Here is a 22,969-nt window from a genome sequence, read left to right as displayed (position 1 = left end):
CTTGCGCAATCGAGCGATATCCACGTTCGCCGCCTCCCTGTCATTCCCCTGCACGAGGGCGTCCGCTCTCCTCGGGACACCCGTGTACACGATATAGCCGATGTGACCGCGGTACCGGGGTCGGTGGCCTCCGGTCCCCGCCACCCCGGACACGGGTCCGGGGCCCGGGGTCCGTGCGGGGCGCCGTGATCATCCGACACCGTCGGATCACACGAATTGCGCCCAAACGAACTTTCCCCCGGGCGGAGTGGGAATCACACCCCACTCTCGCGCGAAGGCGCTCACCAAGGCAAGTCCCCGACCACCCTCCATGGTCGCATCGGCCCTCCTTCTGAGCGGCAACCGATCTCCGCCGTCCCGAACGGCACAGATGAATTCGCTCCCGCTGCGCATGAGGGAGAGTTGAATACCCGCCTCACCCGCTCCGATGGGGAGCAGCGGACCACCGTGGCGGACCGCATTGGTGACCAATTCCGAAACGACCACGGCGACATCGGGGGACAAGTGGGTCATGTCCCATTCCCGAAGCAGGACGGCGGAAATCTCGCGTGCGGCCGACACGGAGTGGGGGCGGGGGTCGAAGGTCCACGTGACGGCGTCGTGCCGGTCTCCGCACACGGGTGTGTTCCAGCGCCGGGAGCCGTGCGTCAGCACCCTGAGCCACCATCCCCCCGTGGGCTCCGTGACCGTCTCCGCACACTCCATGCCTTCCACTCCTCCCCGACTGGTCGGGCGCGTGCTGCTGCACGGATCGAATGCACGTGCATCCTGGCCTTGCAGGCAATCGTAGGCCAAGGGAGGACGGCGTGCAGGAAAACCGGGGGACCCGACGGGCGGCATCTTCGCACGAGGGGACGACACCCAGGTGGCGCCGCACAGGGGTGCGAGGAAACGTGCTCGGAGAAGCCCCCCGGCCACTTACCGACCGGTAGGGATGGAGATAGGATTCCTACGCGCCCACCACGTGAATCCTGGAGGTAACCCATGTCCGCAACGCCTCGTGTGGCCATTGTGACCGGAGCGGCCCGTGGTATCGGCGCCGCCACGGCCGAGCGTCTGGCGGCCGAAGGCCACGCCGTCGCCGTCCTGGACCTGAAGGAATCCGACGCCCAGGAGGTCGTCGACCGCATCGGCGCCGCCGGTGGCAGCGCCATCGCCGTGGGCTGCGACGTCGCCGACGAGGAGCAGGTCAACACGGCGGTCGACACCGTCGCCGAACGGCTCGGCGCGCCCACCATCCTGGTGAACAACGCCGGTGTGCTGCGCGACAACCTGCTGTTCAAGATGTCCGCCTCGGACTGGGACACCGTCCTGAACGTGCACCTGCGGGGCTCCTTCCTGATGAGCCGGGCCGCCCAGACGCACATGACCGCCCAGAACTGGGGCCGGATCGTCAACCTCTCCAGCTCCTCCGCGCTGGGCAACCGCGGCCAGGCCAACTACTCCGCGGCCAAGGCCGGACTCCAGGGCTTCACCAAGACCCTGGCGATCGAGCTGGGCAAGTTCGGCGTGACCGTCAACGCCGTCGCCCCGGGTTTCGTGGAGACCGCGATGACCCGCGCGACCGCCGAGCGCGTCGGCGTCTCCTATGACGACATGAAGAAGTTCAAGGAGGCCGAGATCCCGGTCCGCCGGGTGGGCCTGCCCGAGGACATCGCCAACGCGGTGGCCTTCTTCACCTCCGAGGACTCCGGGTTCGTCTCCGGCCAGGTGCTGTACGTGGCCGGCGGCCCGCTCGACTAGGCCGTGTTCTCGTGAACCCCCGTTCCGCCTCGTGCTCGGCGAGCCCGGAGAACGGGGACGGCCCTGCCTCCTGTGAACCTCCGCTTCGGTTCGCGCGAGGCCGCCCGAGGAACGGGCCCTGAGGAGTCCGCCCGAACCCGGGGAATGGACCTCTCCGGGTGAGGGCGTCGGCCGCCGCCCCGCGGGAGCGGTGGTGATGGGCGGAGCGGAGTCCCGACGAGGGACGTCTCAGCGACTCGGAGGGGCACCCGCCGGTGGATCGACCGGCGGGTGCCCCAGGGTCGAGGTGACCTCCGCGACCACGCTCTCGACCACGGCGATACCCGAGCCGTGGTCGGGGTGCCCGTCGGACATGACCGCGATGAGGTAGACCCGCTCCGGCCCGGCCACGTAGCCGACGCTGTGGATCATCCAGCGGCCGGAGTCGGACTCCCTGGGCGTCCACCCGTTCTTGAGGCCGACCACGTCACCCTCCCGTGCCGCCGCGGACACGCCCCAGGCCTGTTCGGGGGCGACCGACTCCATGAGGTCGCGGACGTAGGCGCGTTCGTCGGCGGTGAGCGGACCCTCATCGGTGTACAGGGCGCGCAGCAGCCGCATCTGGTCGGCGGGGGTGGTGAGGGTGCCGCCCCACACGCCGTGGGGATGGGGCTCGGTGTCGGTGAACCCCAGTGTCTCCGCCCCCTCGACGAAACCGGGGTTGTAACCGATCCGCTCGTACAGGCCGTTGGTGACGTCGTTGTCGCTGTAACGGATCATCACCGACGCCTCGGCGCGTTCGGTCTCGGTGAGTTCGCGGCCCTCCTCCCGGGCGCGCAGCACCAGCATGGTGAGGATCGTCAGCTTGACCACGCTCGCGGTGGCGAACGGTTCCCGGGAGCCGTGGCTGAAGGTCGCGCCGGTGCGCAGGTCCTGGAGGGCGATGCCGACCCGGCCGCCACCGTCGGCGATGATCTCCTCGACCCGCGCGGTGAGGTCGTCGTGCTGCCGCGGGGTGAGCACGGGGCCCCCGGTCGCGGGTCCGGTGACGGGGGCGAACGGCACCAGGGCCATCGTGCTCCGGGACAGCATGGCCTGCACGGCCGCGGGATCGGCCTCCGGTAGCGCCTGGGAGGAGGGAGGGGACAGGACCAGGAGGAACAGCAGGAGGACCGGCACCATCACGACGAGCGTGCGGAAGGGGCGGGGGAGGTCGGCGAGGAGACGTCGGAGCACACGATCACCGATCCGTCGTCGACAACGTTCTCAGCGGCTGATGCGTCCATTATCCCGTCCGTATCATCCGGTGCCACGGCTCGATACGGAATCGATACGGATGCAACACGCCGTTGAGGCGACGTTCCCTTCGCCGGAGAGGGGGTCAGGGCCGGGCGTCCTCGTCGATGCCGCGCGCCACGAGGGCCTCACCCGTCGCCTCGGCCATGCGGAACAGCTGCACGATGAGCGGGGTCACCAACAGGTAGGGGCGTCCCGACAGCCCGCGCGCCCGGTAGCCCTCCACGGCCGCGCGCCAGGCGGCGGCGACCATGGGGATGGAGCGGATCGTCAGGGCCAGGACCAGGGCGACCCGCTCGGAGGAGACGCCGAACCGGCCCAGGGGCCGGGCCAGCCGCTCGAAGAGGTCGAGCATCTCGCGGACCCGGGTGGTGAGGGTGACCGCGTTGGCCAGCAGCACCAGCGCCAGGAGCTGGGAGCACAGACGCACCCCCGTGAGCGGGTCGCCGAAGAGTCCCTGGAAGACGCCGATCGCCAGCAGGAACGGCCACAGCGTCCGCAGCACCCCGAGGACCCGCTTGAAGGGCAGGCCCACCGCCGGGTAGAGGAGCACGGCGGCGAGGAGGAGCCCCACCGACACCCGCGGGTCGGCCAGCGCGATGACCACGACGCAGACGACGAGCAGGCCCGCGAGTTTGGTCCCCGCCCGGAGCCGGTACAGGACGCCGTCGCCGGGGATGTAGAGGCCGAGCGTGTTCACCGGTCGTCCATGAGCTTGACGTAGTGGTCGACCGCGTCGGCGGGCAGGCCGTCGAACACGATCCGGCCGTCGTCGACCACCAGGACCCGGTCGAAGGCGTCGAGCAGGTCCAGGTCGTGGGTGAACAGGACGACCTGTTGTTCCAGGGTGTCGAGGACCCGGTGGACCATGCGGGTGTTGCGCAGGTCGAGCAGGGTGGTGGGCTCGTCGCAGACGAGGATCTCCGGTTCGGTCGCCAGGACGGCGGCCAGGGCCAGCAGCTGTTTCTGGCCACCGGAGAGCAGGTGTCCGGGGTGATCGCGGTGCCCGTCCAGACCGTACCGCTCCAGCAGGGTGTCGACCCGCCGGGCCGTCTCCTCCCGCCCCAGTCTGAGCGCGCGCAGACCGATCTCCACGTCCTCGGCGACCGTGGGCATGATGATCTGGTTCGCGGCGTCGGAGAAGACGAACCCGACCCGGCGGCGGATGTGCCTGGCGTGACGGCGGGTGTCCCACTCCCCGAGCGTCACCCGGCCCTCGTCGGGGACGACGAGGCCGTTGAGGGTGCGGGCGAGCGTGGACTTGCCCGATCCGTTCGCCCCGATCACGCCGATGCGGTGCTCGGCGAGGTCCAGGGTGATGCCGCGCAGCACGGGGCGCGCGTCATAGGAGTGGGAGACACCCTCCAGGCGGAGCATCAGGCGTCCTCGCCCCTGTCGGCCTTCTCGGCCTCGGCGGTCCCCTCGATCGGCTCGACGTCCTCGATGACCGGGCGGCCGGCGGGCGGGATCGGGTAGGCGCGGTACACGGCGGAGGCGATGAGGGCGGCGATGACGGCCTTGGCCAGGTCGCCGGGCAGGTACGCGACCATGGCGGTGAACGCGGCGAGGTGGTCGTTGCCCATGGCCACGCCCAGCCAGGGGACGCCGACGGCGTAGACGACGAGGATGCCGCCGACGACGTTGACGGCCAGTCCCGCCCAGAAGAGGTAACGGCCGTTGCGGACCATGAGGTCGGTGAGCAGGCCGATGATCAGGGCGGCGGGGATCCAGCTGAGGATGAACCCGGCGGAGGGTCCGGCCAGGACGCCCAGGCCGCCGGCGCCGCCGGCGAACAGGGGCAGACCCGCAAGGCCCAGGACGAGGAAGACCGCGACGGCGAGGGTGCCGCGCTTCCAGCCCAGGAGGGCCGGGACGAGCATGATGCCCAGGGTCTGGAGGGTGATCGGCACCGGGGAGAAGGAGAGGTTGATGGCACCGGTGATGCTGAGGACGGCGATGAACGCGGCGAACACGGCGATGAGCGCCAGGTCGCGGGCGGTCAGTCCCTTGTAGCGGACGCCGGTGGTCCGGGTCGTGGGCATGGGCTTCCCCTCGGAAGGCGAACAGGAGTGGAACAGCACCCATTGTCCGTTATCGGGGGTCACCGGCGGGATGGCGGGGGTGTACAGAACCCGAGCTGCGGGAATTGTCGGACTCCCCCTGAGACGCGGGTCACATTCCACCTCGCCGGACGCCGACGCCGGGCGGCGCGCGTGGGAACCCACCGGACCTACCCGGCCACGGTGTCCTCCCGCAGGGTGGACAGGAGCGCGCCCCAGTCGGAGGAGGGGAAGGTGAGGTGCCCGAGGGAGCGGTTCTGGGTGTCACGGACGTGGACGTGGGCGGGGGTGTCCGCGACCTCCACACAGTCACCCCCCTGGTTGCCGCTGTAGCTGGACTTACGCCAGTGAGAAGGAGTCGATTCCATGGCTGTGTGCCTCCTTGTAGCGGGAGATGAAGTCAACGGACTCGTCCGGAGAGAAGGACAAGGACTGTAGCGCCCCGAACCGCAGGGAGCATTGTTTCACCTCATCGGCGTCAGAGATCACGCGGCCACTGCCTGGTATCTCCGCGTAGGCCAGGTGCTTGCCGTCACTCATGTCCAACACTTTGAACGATCCATCCATAGCGGCATGGGCACCCTTACTGAAGGGCAACACCTGAAGGCGGATGTGCGGCCTGCTCGCCAGTTCCAAGAGGTGGCTCAACTGAGCCAGCATGATCTCCTTGGACCCCACCGCACGTCGTAGAACTCCCTCATCGATGACAGCCCACAGCAACGGCAAAGGATCACGCTTCAGCAACTTCTGCCGCGCCACACGGGCAGACAGTAGGCGCTCCGTCCGCTCCTGGTCGTTGGGCGGCCATCCCGCGCTGAGCACGGCGCGGGCGTAATCCTTGGTCTGGAACAGCCCAGGCACGGCATCGGACTGAAAGTCGTGGATGGCCTCAGCCTCGGCTTCCAGATCCACATAGCGTCGAAACCAGTGGGGGTAGCTCTCCTGTGCTCCAGGACGCAGGCGGGAGAGGGCTCCGTGCGCGCCGAGCTCCCTGTCCGCTCGTTCCGCGAAGTGCTTGCGCGGAGCACGCTGCGCTCGCTCTATGGCTCCCAACATCTGGTGAGAGATAAGGGTTCTTTTCGCCAACTCACGCTGGGACAGGTCAGCCGCTTTGCGCAGACGCTGAAGCTCCTGCCCGAATTGCACCAATGCTGCCTTATCTACTGCCTTCTGCCGGCCACCCATGCCTACATTTGAACACAAGTGGACACACCGCGCTTCGGCTTTCCACAGAAAGCTTCTTCTTATGGCCGTAGCGAGAGTTCAGGCGCTTCTCGTGCCACTGTGGCCAAAGGAGCCGGGAGCAACCCCGGCTAGCACGCAAACGGCCCTGGACGGTGCACGAACACCGAACCAGGGCCTTGGCCCACAACCTGAGTAGACAGGTGAGGACCCATGTCCAACCGTATCGTTCCCAACACCCCCGAACCGCGTCGGCGGTTGCCGCTGAGGCGCTGCTCCTTCCGTTTCGTCGGACGCCCCGAGAGCGTGAAAGAGGCCCGCGACTGGATGGAGCGCAAGCTGACCTTCGCGGACGCTCCGGAGGAGACCGCCGAGAACACCCTGCTCCTGCTCTCGGAGCTGGCGACCAACAACGTCCGGCACGCCCCGAACGGCGACGTGGAGCGCGGTGACTTCTACGTCCGTGCGTTCTTCTTCCACGGGTGGCTGCGCGTGGAGGTCCTCGACGCCTACGGGCGGGCCCCGTCCCTCCGCGCCGTCAGCCCCGACACCTACGCCGAGGGCGGGCGCGGCCTGTTCCTGGTGAACGCCCTCGCCTCCCGCTGGGGGCGCTTCCGGTCCCTGCGCGGACCCGGGATGTTCTTCGAGCTGCGATGGCACGTGCCCGAGCCGCCGGCCCCGGCGGTCCCCCTCCCCCGAAAGGGCCGGTGAACACCGTGGAGGGTTACCACCTGAGGCCGAGCGCAGCCGTTCTGACGCTGCGCGAGGAGTTCCCCGGCTTCCTCATCTGCGAACTGCGCGGAGGGCAGGGACGGCCCTGCCTCATGGCGATCGACACCCGGACCACCGACGGCGGCCGGCCCGAACCGGTCGTGTGCGCGGGCGCCGAGGAACTTCGGAAGGCCCTGAGGGCCATGGAAGGCGGTGCGGCATGACCGCCTTCACGACCCCGGAGACCGTCGAAGCGTCCATTCCGCAGGAGGTGAACCACCTCCGCGCCACCTACCGTGAGCACGGGTGGACGGTGTGGCACGGCAGCTCGACCGGCCGGTACTGGGCGGCGCACACCGGACGCATGGTGATGCTGAGCGGTGACAGTGCCCCGGAGTTGGCGGCCGAGATCGAGAAGACGCAGCCGAGCAGGCCGGTCGTGGCGGTTCCGGCTCGGTCCCGGCGATGGCACACGGAGCCGCCGCCGAGGCCCGGGCCGCGAGGGTCGTGGAGCCGGTCCGGTGCGGTGGCGACGGTAGGGACAGGTGTCAGTCGGTGAGGCTCGTGGCCCGGGGCCGATGGTCCCCGGGCCACACGTATGTCCGGGGTGGAGTCGGACGAAGCGGAGTGATCGGAGCGCCGTCCCGGGCCGCGTCGGTCAGGGGTGATCGCAGGCGCGGCGGATGCGGTTGATGGGGACCGGCAGGACGCAGACCGGGATCGGGATCTCCAGGCGGTGGCCGGTGTCGGTGGGGATCCCGGTGTCGGGGTCGATGCGCAGCGAGCGGAGTTCGTCGCCGTTCTGGGCGGCGACGACCAGGTGGTCGGGCTCGTCCCGGTGGCCCCGGACGACCGCGAAATGGCGGGGCCAGTCCCCCACCGGGGTGTCGGCCAGGTGCTCCAGGCTGGCGCCCTCGTCGCGGACCGCGAAGGTGGAGACCACGTTCGCGCCCCGGTTGGACACGTACACCCGTCCCTCGTAGGTCGTGGTCATCGGCAGGGCGTCGCCGTCGGCGATCTCCCGGCCGGTGACCTTGAGTCGGTGCAGGGCGATCTCCGCCGGGAAGTTCGCGTCGTGGACGCCGCCGATGGTCGGGACCGAGCCCAGGTGTTCGCCTGCGCCCCGGCGCGGGTTCCACCGGACGATGTGCACCCGGGAGTCGAGTTCGCCGGCGACGTAGACGTGGTCGCCGTTGACCGCCATGTGGCGGGGCCCGGTGCCCGCGGGCAGCCTCACCGTGCCGAACAGGCCCTCGTCCGGGTGGGCCGGCTCCTCGTCCTGGACCGGCACCGCGTACTGGTACACGCGCAGTTCGTCGGTGCCCAGGTCGGCGGTGAGCAGGTAGCGCAGGCGGCGTTCGTGCGAGTTCAGCACCACGGCGGTGCTGTGCGCGTGCGGGCCCTCCTGGCGGTCGCTGACCGGGCCGCTCCCCCGGTACGCGAGTTCACGGTGGGGCGCGGCCGGGACGCCGTCGGCGTCGGTGGGCACGAAGGTCACCACGCCGTTGGCGTAGTTGGCGACGGCGACCTGTTCGGGGCCCAGGTAGCGGACGTGGCAGGGCGATCCCCCGCCGGTGGGGACCTCACCGAGTTCGGTGAGGTCGGCGCTCCCGTCGATGCGGAAGGCCGTCAGGGTGCCCTTCTCCCGCTCGTTGACCGCGTAGACCGTGGGCGGCTCGGGCCGATAGGCCAGGAACGAGGGCCCCGGGGTGTCCGCCGCCACCCCCTGGTCGAAGAGTTCGCCGGTCACGGGGTCGAACCCCACCCGGTGGATCCCCCGACCCGCGCCGGGCGGGTCGGAGTCCGGGGTGTAGGTGCCCACGAGCAGCAGCCGTCGTCCGTTCACCGCGTCGCCCAAGGGGACCCCGTTTCCTCGCGTCCGTGCCGACGGTGGTCTACACCACCCGCCGCATGCTATCGCCCCGCGACCTCGGGCAGAAGGGACCCGGCCGGGATCGCGGGCCCACGGTGGCGAAGCCGGACGAGGACACTCCTCCCCGTAGCAGATCTGTTACAGTTCCCCCTCAAAAGACCGAGAAAAAAAGACAAGGGTCACTTGCACCCCACCCGTCCCGTTGTTTCCTCTCTCGTCCCGCACCGTTCGCCTGCGGGGCTCCTGGCGGGAAGGGTGGATCCGAGCCCCTCGGCGCGAGACCGCGTCCCGGTCGCCGAGGACCGCCCCGGTGCACGACCCCGTCCTCTTCGGTGACGGCGGGCTCGCAGCGCCCCGCCCGCTGACGCACCGTGGTTCCCCTCTCACCCGAACCCTGGACTCGTCCTTGACTCTTCGCCGCGTATCCGAAGTACCGCTCCCCGACCGGGAGATCATCGATCTGGTCCGCCAGTCGTGCGTCGACCTGCCCGAGGGATCGACCCGCCTGGCCAAGTCCTTCTACGACAACCTGTTCGAGATGGTCCCCGCCGTGCGGGACATGTTCTCCGCCGACCTGCGGCCCCAGCAGCAGCGCATGGCCGACGCCCTGTTGTCGGTGGTCCGCCACCTCGACTCCCCCGACGAGATCGCGCACTACCTGCGGCGTCTGGGCAGGGACCACCACCGGGACCTGGGTGTGCTCCCCGAGCACTACCCCTATGTCGGACGGGCCCTGGTCCGCGCCGTCAGCGAGGTCTCGCCCACCTGGTCGTCCTCGATGAGCTCGGCCTGGGTGCTGGTCTACCAGTGGATCACCGCGCAGATGATCGCCGGGGCCGAGGACGTCGAGCCCGCCCCGCCGTCCGCCATGTCCCGCAGCGCGCGCTGACGGGCGCGCCCCGGCCCCTCCCCACACCGCACACCGTCGAAAGCCCCACCTCATGACACAGACCAGCCAGAACAACTCGACCGGCACGGAGGGAGAGCGGTACGTCCAGCACGTCATGGGCACGACCGAACGCGCGGAGCGCTTCTACCGCGACCAGATGCTGGACCACCTCAACACGGAGATGCGCGCCTTCATCGCCCGGCAGGAGATGCTGTTCATCGCCACGGCGGACGGCCGGGGCGAGTGCGACTCCAGTTTCAGGGCCGGCCCCCCGGGTTTCGTCCACGTGATCGACGACCGCACCCTGGCCTTCCCCGAGTACCGCGGCAACGGCGTCTTCGCCAGTGCGGGCAACATGTCCCAGAACCCGCACATCGGCCTGATGTTCCTCGACTTCCTGCGCGACCGGATCGGCCTCCACGTGAACGGCCGGGTGAAGATCATGGAGGACGAGCGCCTGCGGTCCCACGTGCGGGACCTGCCCCTGCCGGAGGTCCCGGGCCAGCGGGCGCAGATGTGGGTCCTGGTGCAGGTGGAAGAGGCCTACATCCACTGCCGCAAGCACATCCCCCACCTGCGCAAGGTCGGGGCCGAGGAGGACTGGGGCACGGACGACACCCTCCGCAAGGGCGGGGACTTCTTCGGGGCCAGGCAGGAGAACGCGGCCCGGCGCGCCGCCCCGTAGACCACCGCGCCCCGGCCCGCACGGGCCGGGGCGCGCGTCCGCCGCGCGGGCGGCTACCGCCCTACGGCCTTGACCGCCTCGACCGCCTTCATGATCCTCTTGTCGGAGACGGGGAAGGCGGTGCGGATCGCCCCCTGGGCGAACAGGCTCACCCGGTACTCCTCCAGCATCCAGCGCAATTCACACCCCCTCCCGATGTCCGTACAAATGCCGTACACTCGGGGACGAGTCCCGGCTGTGCGTCCGCCACCGCCGACCGGGAAGGCCGCCCACCGAGAAAGACCTGCGCCCATGAGCATCGCCACGGAACGGATCGAAGTCCGCGTCACGCCCGAGGACAAGGCACTGCTCCTTGAGGCGGCCCGTATCAGCCACGAGTCCGCTTCCAAGTTCGTCGTCCGAACCGCCAGGGAGGCGGCCACGGAGATCGTGGAGCGCGAGCAGGCCACCACGGTCCCCGCCGCGTTCTTCGACGCCATGGTCGAATCCCTGGAGGAGCCCGCTCAGCCGATCGAGGAACTGGCCTCCGCGGTGCGCAGGCACCGCTCCATGGTGAAGAGGTAAACCGGGCGTGTTCGTCTGTCAGCCCCTCCGGCGAGAGCACCGCACCGACACCTTCTCCTGTGGGAAGGAGGAGCTGGACACCTGGCTGCGCAGAAGCGCGCTGCACGCGCGCGCCAACAACACCGCGGCCACCTTCGTCTGGTGCGAGGAGGGCTCCACGGAGGTGGTGGCCTACTACTCCTTCACCTCCATGACCCTGGAGCGGGAGGAGCTGCCCAGATCCCTGGCCCGAGGCGGCATGCACAAGATGCCCGCCGTGCTCCTGGCGCGGCTGGCACTGGACACACGCCACCAGGGGCGAGGTCTGGGACCCGTGCTGTTGGTGGACGCCTTCGAACGTGCCCTGACCGGCAACGAGGTCTTCGCCGTACGGTTCTTCGTGGTCGACGCCCTGGACGAGGAGGCGTACACCTTCTATGAGAAGCACGGGTTCCGGGGCATCCCCGAGAGCATGCGGCTGTACCGGAAGATGAGCGACATCGCCAAGACCCTGGCGTGACGCCGCCGAGGCCCACCCGCCTCACGGGTGGGCCCGCAGGCTACCGCCCCGCGGCCTTGACCGCCTCGACCGCCTTCATGATCCTCTTGTCGGAGACGGGGAAGGCGGTGCGGATCGCCCCCTGGGCGAACAGGCTCACCCGGTACTCCTCCAGCATCCAGCGCAGTTCGACGACGTCGGGATCGGCGGAACGGCCCGGCTTGAGACCGCCGACCACCTTGGCGATCGCCTGGCGCATCTGTTCGACCCTGCTCATCTCGACCTGGTCGCGGCGCGGGTTCTCCGGCAGCTTCTCCAGCCGGTACTCCACGGCGCGCAGGTAGCGGTGCAGGTCGTCGAGGCGACCCACCCCCGTGGCGGTGAGGAACCCGTCTCCGACGAGGGAGACGAGCTGACCCTGGACGTCGTTGAGCGACGGCAGGACCGCCAGGGACGTGGTGCCCTTGACCTTCTTGGCGACCTTGCGCCACAGCACCAGGACCCGGGCCGCCTTGGGCAGGATCTCCGCGACGACGTCGCCCAGGTCGGCGCGGACGCGCTCGGCCAGCGCGGCGAAGTCGTCGCCGTTCCACACCGGTCCGCCCGCGCGGGCGAGCAGGTGGTCGACGGCCGCCGTCTCGGCGTCGACGAGCAGCTTCTTCGTGGACCCGTACGGGTTGTCCGCGAGGGCGAGCTTGTCGGGGTTGTTGAGACCCTTGCTCACCACGGCCGCCGGCGAGGGCAGGTTGAGCAGCAGCAACCTGCGGGTGCCGGTCCACATGGCGGCGCGCTGTTCGGGTTCGGTGTCGAAGATGCGCACGGCGACGCTGTCGCCCTCGTCCACCAGGGCCGGGTACCCCTTGACCTTGGGGCCCAGCGCCTTGCGCTCCAGGGTGCGCTCCAGCGGGCCGAAGTCCCAGGAGGTGAGCCCCTTCTTCTCCACGCCCTTGGCCTCGGCGGAGATGGCCTCGCGCAGACGCGGTTTGAGCTTGGCGCGCAGCCGTTCGAGGTCCTTGTCCTCGGCCAGGGCGCGCTGCCGGTCGTCCACCGCGCGGAAGGTGATCCGCAGGTGGTCGGGCACCCTGGTCAGGTCGAAGGCGTCGGCCGGGACGCGCTCTCCCGCCATGCGGGTGAGCTCGGCGGCCAGCGCCGAGGTGAGCGTCCCCTCGTAGGGGGCCAGCCCGGCCAGGGCGCGGTCGGCGTTGTCCGGCACGGGGACGAAGTTGCGGCGCAGCGGCTTGGGCAGGGCCCGGATGAGCGCGGTGACCAGGTCGGCGCGCAGCCCCGGGATCTGCCAGTCGAACCCGTCGGCCTCCACCTGGTTGAGGACCTTGAGCGGGATGTGCGCGGTGACGCCGTCGGAGTCGCTGCCCGGCTCGAACTGGTAGGTGAGCGGGAAGACCAGCGTCCCCTGACGCCAGGTGTCGGGGTAGTCCTCCTCGCTGACCACGTCGACGCCGTCGTTGATGAGGTCCTCGCGGGTGAAGTCGAGGAGTTTCGGCTCGTCGCGACGGGCCTGCTTCCACCAGGCGTCGAAGTGGGCGGCGGAGACGACGTCCTCGGGGACGCGCGCGTCGTAGAACCGGAACAGGGTCTCGTCGTCGACGACGATGTCGCGGCGGCGGGCCCGGTGCTCCAGGTCCTCGACCTCGTCCAGCAGGGCGCGGTTGTCGCGGAAGAAGTGGTGGCGGGTCTCCCAGTCGCCCTCCACCAGGGCGCGGCGGATGAACAGCTCCCGGGACAGCTCCGGGTCGACCCGCCCGTAGGACACCTTGCGCTGCGCGACGATGGGCACCCCGTAGAGGGTGACCCGTTCGAAGGCCATGACGGCCCCGCGCTTGCGCTCCCAGTGCGGTTCGCTGTAGCTGCGCTTGACGATGTCGTCGGCCAGTTCCTCGGCCCACTCCGGCTCGATGCGGGCGACCATGCGCCCCCAGAGCTTGGAGGTCTCCACGAGTTCGGCGGCCATCACGAAGCGGGGCTGCTTCTTGAACAGCGCCGAACCGGGGAAGATCGCGAACCGGGCCCCGCGGCCACCGAGGTACTCGTGCTTCTCGGGGTCCTTGAGGCCGACGTGGGACAGCAGCCCGGCCAGCAGGGACATGTGGACGGCGCGCGGGTCGGCGGCCTCGGGGCGCAGCGGCGGCACCTCGATGTCCATCTGCCGCAGCACCTGCTTGAGCTGGCCGTGGATGTCCTGCCACTCGCGCACGCGCAGGTAGTTGAGGAACTCGTCGCGGCACATGCGGCGGAACCGGTTGCCCGACAGCTCCTTCTGCTGGTCGCGCAGGTGGTTCCACAGGTTGAGGAAGGCCAGGAAGTCCGATTCCTTGTCGGCGAACCGGGCGTGCGACTGCTGGGCCTGCTGCTGTTTGTCGGTGGGCCGTTCGCGCGGGTCCTGGATGGACAGCGCCGAGGTGATGACGAGGACCTCTGCCAGGCAGTCGCGCTGCTCGGCCTCCAGGACCATGCGGCCCAGGCGGGGGTCGACGGGCAGCTGGGCCAGGCGACGGCCCATCGGGGTGAGCCGGCGCTTGGCGCCGGAGGGGTCCGGGTGCAGGGCGCCGAGCTCGTTGAGGAGGTTGACGCCGTCCTTGATCTGACGGTGGTCGGGGCCGTCCACGAACGGGAACGCGGCGACGTCGCCCAGTCCCAGGGCGGCCATCTGGAGGATGACCGAGGCCAGGTTCGTGCGCAGGATCTCGGGGTCGGTGTACTCGGGGCGGGACAGGAAGTCCTCTTCGGAGTACAGCCGGATGCAGATGCCCTCGGAGACGCGACCGCAGCGGCCCTTGCGCTGGTTGGCGGAGGCCTGGGAGACCGCCTCGATGGGCAGGCGCTGCACCTTGGTGCGGTGGGAGTAGCGGGAGATGCGCGCGGTGCCCGGGTCGATGACGTACTTGATGCCCGGGACCGTCAGGGAGGTCTCGGCGACGTTGGTGGCCAGGACGACGCGGCGTCCGGAGTGGGAGGACCACACCCGCTTCTGCTCGGCGACCGACAGGCGGGCGTAGAGCGGCAGGATCTCGGTGTCGCGGAGCCTGCGCTTCTCCAGCGCCTCGGCGGTGTCGCGGATCTCCCGCTCACCGCTGAGGAAGACCAGGACGTCGCCGGGGTCCTCGTGGGAGAGCTCGTCGACGGCGTCGAGGATGGCCTGGGTCTGATCGCGGTCGGTACCGCCTCCCGGGTTCCTCTCCCAACCCGCCGACCCACCACCCTCGGCGGACGGCCTTCGGCCGCTGTTCTCCTCGGGGTCGAGGACGTCCTCGGAGATGGGCCGGTAGCGGACCTCGACCGGGTAGGTGCGGCCGGACACCTCGACGATGGGCGCGTCGTCGAAGTGGCGGGAGAACCGCTCGGGGTCGATGGTCGCCGAGGTGATGACGACCTTGAGGTCGGGGCGCTTGGGCAGCAGCTGCTTGAGGTAGCCCAGCAGGAAGTCGACGTTGAGGCTGCGCTCGTGGGCCTCGTCGATGATGAGCGTGTCGTAGGCGCGCAGCATCCGGTCGTGCTGGATCTCGGCGAGCAGGATGCCGTCGGTCATCAGCTTGACGAGGGTGTCGTCACCGGAGGAGTCGGTGAAGCGCACCTTGTAACCGACGGTGCCGCCCAGGGGCGTGCCGATCTCCTCGGCGATGCGCTCGGCCACGGTGCGGGCGGCCAGCCGGCGCGGCTGCGTGTGCCCGATGGTGCCCATGACGCCGCGGCCCAGTTCCAGACAGATCTTGGGGAGCTGGGTGGTCTTGCCCGAACCGGTCTCACCGGCGACGATGACGACCTGGTTGTCGCGGATGGCCTCGGCGATCTCCTCACGGCGGCCGCTGACCGGCAGCGACTCGGGGTAGGTCAGCTCGGGAACGGCCTCGCGGCGCAGTTCCACGCGCAGCCGCGCCTCGTCGACGTCCCGGGCGAGCTGGGTGAGGACGGAGGCGCGTCGGCGTTCGTCGCGCATCTTGGCCAGGCCGTCGATACGCCGACGGAGCCGGTGGCGGTCCACGGGCATGAGGTCGCGGAGCCGGGAGCGGAGATGGTCCGCGGTGGGTGCGGGCGTGGTGGTGCTCATCAGTAGTCAAGGGTAGGAGGGACGGCAACCGGTTTTTCCCACGGTGCCGCACGGGCCGAGGCTTCGGGCGGGGGGCCCTGGGCACATCCACTCAACGTCACCACGACGTCCTTTGTTCCGGGACCGGATACCGAGCGGCACACGATGCCCCCGGTCTGTACCGGCAGCGGGTCTAACATGGGTGAATGCCTCACGACACGCGCAATGTGCTGTTGGCCTCGGCCACCGCCCTCCTGGACGAGGGCGGAGTCGAAGCGGTGACCCTCCGTGAGGTCGGCCGTATGAGCGGTGTGTCCCACATGGCCCCCTACAAACACTTCCACGACAAGGAATCCTTGCTGGCGGTCATCGCCACCCGGGAGGTGGAGCGGTTGGGCCGCATGATCGACCGCGCCGCCGACGCCCCCAACGATCTCGGCGGAACGCTCCATTCGGTCCTGCACTCCTATGTCTCGTGGGCCCTGGAGCATCCGGTGCGCTTCCGGCTGATCTACTGCGGCCCGTGGACGCGCCCCCGCCGCGAACTGGAGGAGGCCCTCGGGCGCACCTCCGAGACGTTGACGGACGTGGTGCGCCGTTGTCAGCGCGGCGGTGAGCTGGCCGGGCACGACCCCGAACGGTGCACCTGCCTGCTGTTGGCCGCCGCGCACGGCGCCGTCCAGTTGAGGCTGGCGGGGCATCCGGCCTCGGCCGGCGACCCGGACGTCGTCGTGGACGATCTCCTCGGCCTGTTGCGCTCCCCCCGTTAGGGGCGCGGCGGACCGGTCGATCTGTCATTCATCGGCCCCCGATGGGAACACCGTGTCGGTTCCCCGCGGGGGCCGTCGCGTTCATGATGGAGGACATGAACACGCTCTCAGCCCTCGCACCCTTCGTCGCGCGCGTCGCCGACGTGGACCTCGAACCCGAGCCGCTGGACCCGGCGCGGATCGTCGCGGGCGACCCCGTGGTCGCCTCGCGCGTCCTGTGGGAGTCCGCCGACGGCTCCCAGAGCCGGGGCGTCTGGCAGATCACCCCGGGGGTGGTCACCGACACCGAGGCGGACGAGGTGTTCGTCGTGCTGAGCGGACGCGCCACCATCGAGGTGACCGGTGGACCGACCCTGGAGGTCGGGGCCGGGGACGTGTGCCTGTTGCGCGCCGGCGACCACACCCGGTGGACGGTGCACGAGACCCTGCGCAAGGTCTACCACGTCACGGAGGTCTGACCGGCCCCGCCGTCGACGACGGCGGGGCCGACGGGGTCACAGACCGCGGGCGGTGAGCCAGTCGTGGAAGAGGACGCCGACCACGTCCACGTGGCCCTCCAGCATGGTGAAGTGGTCGCCGGGGACGCGCAGCACCTCGTGTCCGACCGTCCAGGTGAACGGCGCGAGCCGCCGGCCGTCGCGGTCGACGGTGGCCTGTTCGGGACGCACCTGGAGCACCGGCGTCTCCACGGGGCCGGGTCGCCAGTCGCGGAACAGGCGCAGGTAGGCGCCCATCGCGGTGAGTCGGACGCCGTCCATGATGCCGATCATCTCGGCGCGTTCGACCACGCCCGTCTCGATGGTGGGCAGACCCGAGACGTCCAGGTCGGCGGGGTCGGGTGTGTCCATCAGCGCCGTGATGACCGGGGCCCGGGCGCTCCCCCGCCGTTGGAGGTCCTCCAGACGCCGCAGGACCTCGTGCGCCACCCATCCGCCGGAGGACCGGCTGACCAGGACGTAGGGGTCCTCTCCGGCACAGGCGGCGACCGCGTCGGCCAGGACCTCGGCGACGGCGTCGATGTCCTCAGGGAGCGGTTCGCCGTCACCGAACCCGGGTTGGGCGATGACGTCGACCTTGCGGTGACCCCGGATGCGCCCGGCGAACCGGGCGAACTCCTGGACCCCGGAGACCATGAGGATCGACGGCAGGCAGATGAGCCGGGTCGCCTCCCCCTCGCGTGACAGCCGGACCGGGACGCGGGGCGGGCCGATGTCGGCGGTCCCGGTGAAGGTGGGACGCATCCGGGAGGCCGACCACAGCAGGTCGAGGCCGTCCGCGATGCGCCGCCGACGGCAGGCGTCCACGAACAGGTCGACCAGCCCGTCGGAGGCCGCCGATCCCCGGGACGTCTCCGCCGGTCGTTCCTCGACGATCGTCTCGGCGGCCAGGTGGGCGGCGAGCGCGCGCGGGGTCGGGTGGGCGAACGCCAGCCCGGCGGGCAGCCGCAGACCGGTGGACGTGGCGAGCCGGTTGCGCAGTTCGACCGCGGTGAGCGAGTCGAAGCCCATCTCCAGGAAGGGGTCGTCAGCGCCGATCTCGGTCGCGCCGGTGTGACCGAGCACCTCGGCGGTGGCCGACAGCACGTGGGCCAGGGTGATCTCCGCGCGCCGGTCGAGGGGGGTGCGCGCCAGGGTGCCGCGCAGGTCGTCGGCGGTGGGCCCGGAGGTGCCCGCGCGGCGGCGCGGCGGGCGCACCAGCCCGGAGAGCATGGTGGAGACCGCGCCGGTGCGGGCGGCCCGGGCCCGCGCCCCGGCCAGGTCCATCGGTACCGGCAACAGGTGGGGGCGGCCCGTGTTCAGGGCGTCGTCGAACAGGGTCAGCCCGTGATCGGTGGTCATCGGGGCGGCCAGGCCGAGGCGGGCGTAGCGGCCGATGTCGCTGTCGTCGAGGCGGGCGGTGCCGCCGCCGCGCCGGGCCCACATGCCCCAGGACAGGGACACCGCGTGCAGGCCCGTGGCGCGCCGGTGGTGGGCGAGCATGTCGGTGTAGGCGTTGGCGGCGCTGTAGTGGGCCTGTCCGGGGCTGCCCAGGGTGCCGGCCGCGGAGGAGAACAGCACGAACGCGGACGCTCCGGGGAGCAGGTCGTGCAGATGGCGCACGGCGTCGACCTTGGGTCGCAGCACACGGTCGACGGCGTCGGGGGTGATGGAGGTGAACAGGGCGTCGTCCAGGTCGGCGGCGACGTGCACGACCCCGGTGACGCGGTGGCCGGACAGAAGGGCGGCCGCGCGGTCGCGGTCGGCGATGTCGCAGGCGGCCACGGCGACGTGGGCGCCGCGCCCGGTCAGGTCGGCTTCGAGTTCGGCTGCGCCCTTGGCGTCGTGCCCGCTGCGGCTGACCAGGAGCAGGTCGCGCACGCCGTGGCGGTCCACGAGGTGGCGGGCGATCTCCCCGCCCAGGGTGCCGGTGGCCCCGGTGACCAGGACGGTGCCGTCCCCGAAGGAGAGGGGCGTGTCGATCCGTTCGGTGCGGACCAGGCGGGGCGACAGGTCGACGCCGGCGCGGATCGCCGTCTGTTCGCCGTCACCGGTCAGCGCGGCGACCAGGACGGGGGCGCAGCGCCCGGGGTCGTCGGTGTCCACGATGGCGAACCGGCCGGGGTGTTCCTGGGCGGCGGCGCGCACCAGCCCCCACAGGGGGGCGTGGACCAGGTCGGGGACGTCCTCGTCGGCCGTGGCGGCGACCGCCCGGTGGGTGAGGACGACCTGGCGGGCGTCCCCGGTGCGGGGGTCGGCGAGCAGCCGCTGCATCGCGGCGACGGCGTCCTTGACGGCGGCGCGCACGTCGGCCGGGTCGGGAACGACCGGGGCGACCAGGCGGGGCAGGAGGACGTGGTCGGGTACGGGCGCCCCGTGGTCGAGGGCGGTGAGGAGGGCGTCGACGTCGGGGTGGGCGCGGACGGTGTGCCCGGCGGCGGTGAGCGCGGAGGCGACGTCGAGGAGGTCCTCGCCGACCACGGCCCACCCTTGGCGGCCGGGGGCGACCGGGGCGGCGGCGGGCGACCATTCGATGTGGAACAGGTCGTCGGAGGGGGCCTTCGCGACGAGGTCCGCCGCGGGGGCCCGCAGGACGAGGGACTCGACCTCGGCCACGGGGGCGCCCTCGGAGTCGGCGAGCAGCATCGTCACCTCGTCGGTGCCGGTGGGTCGCACGTGGACGCGCAGGCGGGTGGCGCCGACGGCGTGCAGGGTGACGCCGCTCCAGCCGAAGGGCAGGCGCACCCCGTCGCGGGGCATCCAGGGGGCGCAGCCGATGGCGTGCTGGGCGGCGTCGGCGAGGGCGGGGTGCAGTCCGAACCGGGCGGCCTCGGCGTGCCGGGCGGCGGGCAGGTCGATCTCGGCCCACACCTCGTCGCCGCGCGTCCAGGCCGCGGTCAGGCCCCGGAAGGCGGGCCCGTAGGAGTAGCCGAGGGCCTCCAGCCCGGCGTAGAGGTCGCCGGTGTCGACGGGTTCGGCGCCGGCGGGCGGCCATACGACGAGATCGCGGGGTCGCGTGGCGGGTTCGAGGGCGAGGGTGCCGCAGGCGTGCCGTGTCCAGGGTCGTTCGCCCAGGTCGGGGGCTCCGGGGTCGCCGGCGGGGCGGGCGTGCACGGTGATCGCGCGGTGCCCGTGGTCGTCGGCGGCCTCGACGACGACCTGGAGCTGGACGCCGCCCCTGTCCGGCAGGACCAGGGGGACCTGAACGATGAGTTCGGCGACGTGGGGGACGCCGAGCCGTTCACCGGCCGCGAGGGCCAGGTCGAGGAAGGCGGTGCCGGGCAGCAGCACGGTGTCAAGGGCGGCGTGGTCCGACAGCCAGGGGTGGGAGCCACGGGAGAGGCGGCCGGTGAAAAGGACGGTTCCGGTGTCGGCGAGCGGCAGGGCCGCGCCGAGCAGCGGGTGCTCCTCCCTCTCCAGACCGGCGGAGGTGACGTCGCTCCGGCCGCCGTCGGCGGTGAGCCACAGGCGGCGGCGCTGGAAGGCGTAGGTGGGCAGGTCCACGAAACGGGCGCCGTCGCCGAACACCGTGGACCAGTCGGGCGCGGCGCCGTGGGCGAAGGCCTCGGCCAGGGCGGTGCGCAGGCGTTCGGTGCCGCCCTCGTCGCGGCGCAGGGTGGCGATGGCGGCGGCGTTCGCGCCGGTCTCGGCGATCGTCTCGGTGACGGGGACGGTGAGCACGGGGTGGGCGCTGACCTCGATGAACCGGGTGTGTCCGGCCGCCAGGAGGGCCTCGGTGGCCTTCTGGAAGAGCACGGGGCGGCTGAGCCCGGCGTACCAGTGGTCGGCGTCGGCGGGCCGGTCCAGGAGGCCGCCGGTGACCGGGGTGTACAGGGGGACGTCGGGCTCGGAGGGGGCGAGGTGCGCCAGTCCGCCGAGGAGTTCGTCGCGGACCGCCGCGGTGTGGGGGGTGTGGGAGATGAGGGAGTCGGCGAAGAGGCGGGCGCGCACGCCCCGGGCGGCGGAGGCCTCGATGAGCCGGAGGACCGCGGTGCGGTCGCCGCCCACGACGGTGGTGCCGGGGCTGTTGGCCACGGCGATGTGCAGGTCGCCGGCGTCGGCCAGGCGCGGTTCGAGGTCGGCGGCGCCCTGGGAGATCACCGCCATGGCGACGTCGCCGTTGAGCCGTCCCAGCACTCGGCTGCGCACGGCGATGACCTCGGCGGACTGTTCGAGGGTGAGGGCTCCCGCGATGTGCGCGGCGGCGACCTCGCCCTGGGAGTGGCCGACGACGGCGTCGGGGTGGACGCCGTGGGCGCGCCACAGGGCGGTGAGGCCGATCATGACCGCCCACAGCAGTTGGGGGACGACGTCGGCGCGGTCGGGTGAGGGTGCGCCGGAGCGGCCGAGGAGGACGTCGGTGAGCCGCCAGTCGTTGTGCGGGGCCAGGGCGCGTTCGCAGTCGGCGATGCGCGCGGCGAACACGGGGGACTCGGTGAGCAGGGTGCGGGCCATGCCCTCCCACTGGGAGCCCTGACCAGGGTAGACGAACACGGTCCGGCCCTCGTGGGCGCGACCGCGCGCGATGCCGGGCTCTCGGACGGCACCGGCGGCGAGGGCGTCCAGGCGGGCCAGCAGGGTGGCGCGGTCGGCGCCGACGACGGCCGCCCGGTGGGTGAACGGGGTGCGGGCCGTGGCCAGGGTCGCGCCGACGTCGACCGGGTCGAGGTCGGGATCGGCGGCGACCCGGTCGCGCAGGCGCCGGATCTGGTCGGCCAGGGCGTCGGGACCGTGTCCGGACAGTACCCACGGCACGGGGACGGGCGGGCCGGCGGGGGTGAGCGCGGTGCGTTCCCGGGCGGGGGCCGGCTCGGCTTCGGGGGCCTGTTCGAGGACGACGTGGGCGTTGGTGCCGCTGGCTCCGAACGCGGAGACGCCGGCGCGGCGCGCCCGCCCGGTCTCGGGCCAGGGGCGGGCCTGGAGGATCGGTGCCACCCCTCCCGACGCCCACTCCACGTGCGGGGTGGGCGCGGACACGTGGAGGGTGGGCGGCAGCGTCCCGTGGCGCAGCGCCTGGACGGTCTTGATGACCCCGGCCACCCCGGCGGCCGCGCCGGTGTGGCCGACGTTGGACTTGAGCGAGCCCAGCCACAGGGGATCACCGACGCGGTCGCGACCGTAGACCGCGGAGAGCGCGCCGGCCTCGATGGGGTCTCCCAGGCGGGTGCCGGTGCCGTGCGCCTCGACGGCGTCGACGTCGGCGGGGGTGAGGCGGGCGTCGGCCAGGGCGGCGCGGATGACGCGCTCCTGGGCGGGACCACTGGGGGCGGTGAGTCCGCTGGAGGCGCCGTCCTGGTTGACGGCGACGCCCCGGAGGAGCGCCAGGACGTGGCGGCCGTTGCGTCGGGCGTCGGAGAGGCGTTCCAGGACGATCATGCCCGCCGCCTCTCCCCAGCCGGTGCCGTCGGCGTCGGCGGAGAACGCCTTGCAGCGGCCGTCCGGGGCCAGGACCCCGTGCCCGCCGAAGGACACCCAGGGGGACACGTCGGTGTAGACGCCGACGCCGCCGGCCAGGGCCAGGGACGACTCACCGGCGCGCAGGGAGCGCACGGCCAGGGAGACGGCGGTCAGGGAGGAGGAGCAGGCGGTGTCGACGGTGACGGCGGGGCCCTCCAGGCCCAGGGTGTAGGACACCCGACCGGCGGCGACGGCGGGCATGGCGCCGAGCATCCGGTAGCCGACGAGTTCGGGCGGCGACTCCTGGACGGGCGGTCCGTAGGTCTGCCCGACCGTGCCGACGAACACCCCTGCGGGGGTGGCGCGCAGGGACGCGGGGACGATGCCGGCGTGTTCGAGGGCCTCCCAGGCGGTCTCCAGGACCAGGCGGTGCTGGGGGTCCATGGCCAGTGCCTCGCGGGGGTTGATCCCGAAGAAGGCCGGGTCGAAGTCGCCGGCGTCGGCGATGAAGGAGGCGGAGCGCACGTAGGTGGACCCGGGGTCGTCCGGGTCCGGGGACAGCAACCGGTCCAGGTCCCAGCCGCGGTCCTCGGGGAAGGGACCGAGGGTCTCGCGCCCCTCGATGACCAGGTCCCACAGGCCTTCGGGGTCGGTGATCCCGGGGAAGCGGCAGCCGATGCCGACGATCGCGATCGGTTCGTGGTCGCGTTCCTCCAGCTCGGTGACCCGTGATCTGGCCTGGCGCAGATCGACGGCCATCTTCTTGACCAGTTCGCGGAACTTGTCCTCGTTCGTCGTACGCGTCATGCGTGTGCTCTCACCAC

19 protein-coding genes and 1 pseudogene are annotated in these 22,969 nt (G+C 71.5%); 9 read left to right on the top strand and 11 right to left on the bottom strand.

All coding sequences use genetic code 11. The annotated features are described in order from the left end of the window. Positions 1 to 207 precede the first annotated feature (207 nt). Positions 208 to 705 carry an ATP-binding protein gene (locus PWG71_RS00595; protein ID WP_274807456.1) on the bottom strand — a complete coding sequence of 166 codons (498 nt, stop codon included), beginning with the start codon at positions 703 to 705 and terminating at the stop codon, positions 208 to 210. Positions 706 to 984: 279 nt separating this feature from the next. On the opposite strand from PWG71_RS00595, the gene PWG71_RS00590 reads away from it, so the two are divergent. Further along, complete coding sequence (locus PWG71_RS00590) at positions 985 to 1,743, top strand: SDR family oxidoreductase (RefSeq protein WP_274807455.1); 759 nt, start codon at positions 985 to 987, stop codon at positions 1,741 to 1,743. Between the two features lie 228 nt (positions 1,744 to 1,971). Here the strand turns inward: PWG71_RS00590 and PWG71_RS00585 are convergent, their stop codons facing one another. From PWG71_RS00585 to PWG71_RS00560, 6 genes are all read right to left on the bottom strand, one after another. Continuing rightward, entirely contained in the window at positions 1,972 to 2,958 is a 987-nt protein-coding gene (locus tag PWG71_RS00585) for a serine hydrolase (protein WP_274807454.1), read from the bottom strand. Between the two features lie 145 nt (positions 2,959 to 3,103). Further along, positions 3,104 to 3,718: an energy-coupling factor transporter transmembrane component T family protein gene (locus PWG71_RS00580; RefSeq protein WP_274807453.1), complete on the bottom strand. Its 615-nt coding sequence runs from the start codon at positions 3,716 to 3,718 to the stop codon at positions 3,104 to 3,106. Beyond that, positions 3,715 to 4,395 carry an energy-coupling factor ABC transporter ATP-binding protein gene (locus tag PWG71_RS00575; protein WP_274807452.1) on the bottom strand — a complete coding sequence of 227 codons (681 nt, stop codon included), beginning with the start codon at positions 4,393 to 4,395 and terminating at the stop codon, positions 3,715 to 3,717. Before PWG71_RS00575 ends, PWG71_RS00580 begins: the two co-directional genes overlap by 4 nt. Continuing rightward, positions 4,395 to 5,060, bottom strand: a complete 666-nt coding sequence (locus PWG71_RS00570; RefSeq protein ID WP_274807451.1) for a biotin transporter BioY — start codon at positions 5,058 to 5,060, stop codon at positions 4,395 to 4,397. Before PWG71_RS00570 ends, PWG71_RS00575 begins: the two co-directional genes overlap by 1 nt. Before the next feature lie 188 nt (positions 5,061 to 5,248). Continuing rightward, the gene (locus PWG71_RS00565; protein ID WP_274807450.1) at positions 5,249 to 5,446 is read right to left on the bottom strand and encodes a DUF397 domain-containing protein; all 198 of its coding nucleotides are present in this window, start codon (positions 5,444 to 5,446) and stop codon (positions 5,249 to 5,251) included. Next, positions 5,418 to 6,263, bottom strand: coding sequence for a helix-turn-helix domain-containing protein (locus PWG71_RS00560; RefSeq protein ID WP_274807449.1), 846 nt, complete (start codon positions 6,261 to 6,263; stop codon positions 5,418 to 5,420). The genes PWG71_RS00565 and PWG71_RS00560 overlap by 29 nt, the downstream gene beginning before the upstream one ends. A gap of 210 nt (positions 6,264 to 6,473) precedes the next feature. Here PWG71_RS00560 and PWG71_RS00555 point away from each other — a divergent pair, with 210 nt between their 5' ends. Together PWG71_RS00555 and PWG71_RS00550 are read left to right on the top strand one after the other, a co-directional pair. Continuing rightward, positions 6,474 to 6,971: an ATP-binding protein gene (locus tag PWG71_RS00555; RefSeq protein WP_274807448.1), complete on the top strand. Its 498-nt coding sequence runs from the start codon at positions 6,474 to 6,476 to the stop codon at positions 6,969 to 6,971. Continuing rightward, positions 6,968 to 7,195, top strand: coding sequence for a hypothetical protein (locus tag PWG71_RS00550; RefSeq protein ID WP_274807447.1), 228 nt, complete (start codon positions 6,968 to 6,970; stop codon positions 7,193 to 7,195). The genes PWG71_RS00555 and PWG71_RS00550 overlap by 4 nt, the downstream gene beginning before the upstream one ends. Before the next feature lie 434 nt (positions 7,196 to 7,629). Here PWG71_RS00550 and PWG71_RS00545 read toward each other — a convergent pair whose 3' ends face one another. After that, entirely contained in the window at positions 7,630 to 8,829 is a 1,200-nt protein-coding gene (locus PWG71_RS00545) for a lactonase family protein (protein ID WP_274807446.1), read from the bottom strand. A 421-nt stretch (positions 8,830 to 9,250) separates the two neighbouring features. Between PWG71_RS00545 and PWG71_RS00540 the strand changes: the two genes are divergently transcribed. Together PWG71_RS00540 and PWG71_RS00535 are read left to right on the top strand one after the other, a co-directional pair. Then, positions 9,251 to 9,733 carry a globin domain-containing protein gene (locus PWG71_RS00540; RefSeq protein ID WP_274807445.1) on the top strand — a complete coding sequence of 161 codons (483 nt, stop codon included), beginning with the start codon at positions 9,251 to 9,253 and terminating at the stop codon, positions 9,731 to 9,733. Positions 9,734 to 9,785: 52 nt separating this feature from the next. Then, positions 9,786 to 10,418: a pyridoxamine 5'-phosphate oxidase family protein gene (locus PWG71_RS00535; RefSeq protein WP_274807444.1), complete on the top strand. Its 633-nt coding sequence runs from the start codon at positions 9,786 to 9,788 to the stop codon at positions 10,416 to 10,418. Positions 10,419 to 10,471: 53 nt separating this feature from the next. Here PWG71_RS00535 and PWG71_RS00530 read toward each other — a convergent pair. Further along, positions 10,472 to 10,600 (bottom strand): annotated as a pseudogene (locus PWG71_RS00530) (DUF3418 domain-containing protein); the annotation flags it as partial. Between the two features lie 109 nt (positions 10,601 to 10,709). Between PWG71_RS00530 and PWG71_RS00525 the strand changes: the two are divergent. Together PWG71_RS00525 and PWG71_RS00520 are read left to right on the top strand one after the other, a co-directional pair. Next, complete coding sequence (locus PWG71_RS00525; RefSeq protein ID WP_274807443.1) at positions 10,710 to 10,982, top strand: type II toxin-antitoxin system TacA family antitoxin; 273 nt, start codon at positions 10,710 to 10,712, stop codon at positions 10,980 to 10,982. 7 nt (positions 10,983 to 10,989) lie between these two features. After that, a complete protein-coding gene (locus PWG71_RS00520) occupies positions 10,990 to 11,481 on the top strand; it encodes a GNAT family N-acetyltransferase (protein ID WP_274807442.1) in 492 nt (163 codons plus the stop codon). Between the two features lie 40 nt (positions 11,482 to 11,521). On the opposite strand, the gene hrpA is transcribed toward PWG71_RS00520, so the two are convergent. After that, positions 11,522 to 15,523, bottom strand: coding sequence for an ATP-dependent RNA helicase HrpA (hrpA, locus tag PWG71_RS00515; RefSeq protein WP_274807441.1), 4,002 nt, complete (start codon positions 15,521 to 15,523; stop codon positions 11,522 to 11,524). A gap of 185 nt (positions 15,524 to 15,708) precedes the next feature. Here hrpA and PWG71_RS00510 point away from each other — a divergent pair, with 185 nt between their 5' ends. Then, a complete protein-coding gene (locus tag PWG71_RS00510; protein WP_274807440.1) occupies positions 15,709 to 16,272 on the top strand; it encodes a TetR/AcrR family transcriptional regulator in 564 nt (187 codons plus the stop codon). A gap of 95 nt (positions 16,273 to 16,367) precedes the next feature. Then, positions 16,368 to 16,730, top strand: coding sequence for a cupin domain-containing protein (locus PWG71_RS00505; protein WP_274807439.1), 363 nt, complete (start codon positions 16,368 to 16,370; stop codon positions 16,728 to 16,730). A 36-nt stretch (positions 16,731 to 16,766) separates the two neighbouring features. Here the strand turns inward: PWG71_RS00505 and PWG71_RS00500 are convergent, their stop codons facing one another. Then, positions 16,767 to 22,952: a type I polyketide synthase gene (locus PWG71_RS00500; RefSeq protein WP_274807438.1), complete on the bottom strand. Its 6,186-nt coding sequence runs from the start codon at positions 22,950 to 22,952 to the stop codon at positions 16,767 to 16,769. Positions 22,953 to 22,969: the final 17 nt, after the last annotated feature.

This window comes from Nocardiopsis sp. N85, from assembly GCF_028882275.1.
Lineage (GTDB): Bacteria > Actinomycetota > Actinomycetes > Streptosporangiales > Streptosporangiaceae > Nocardiopsis > Nocardiopsis lambiniae.
The sequence above is the reverse complement of the archived record's forward strand: the minus strand, read 5'-3'. Positions and strand labels throughout refer to the sequence as shown.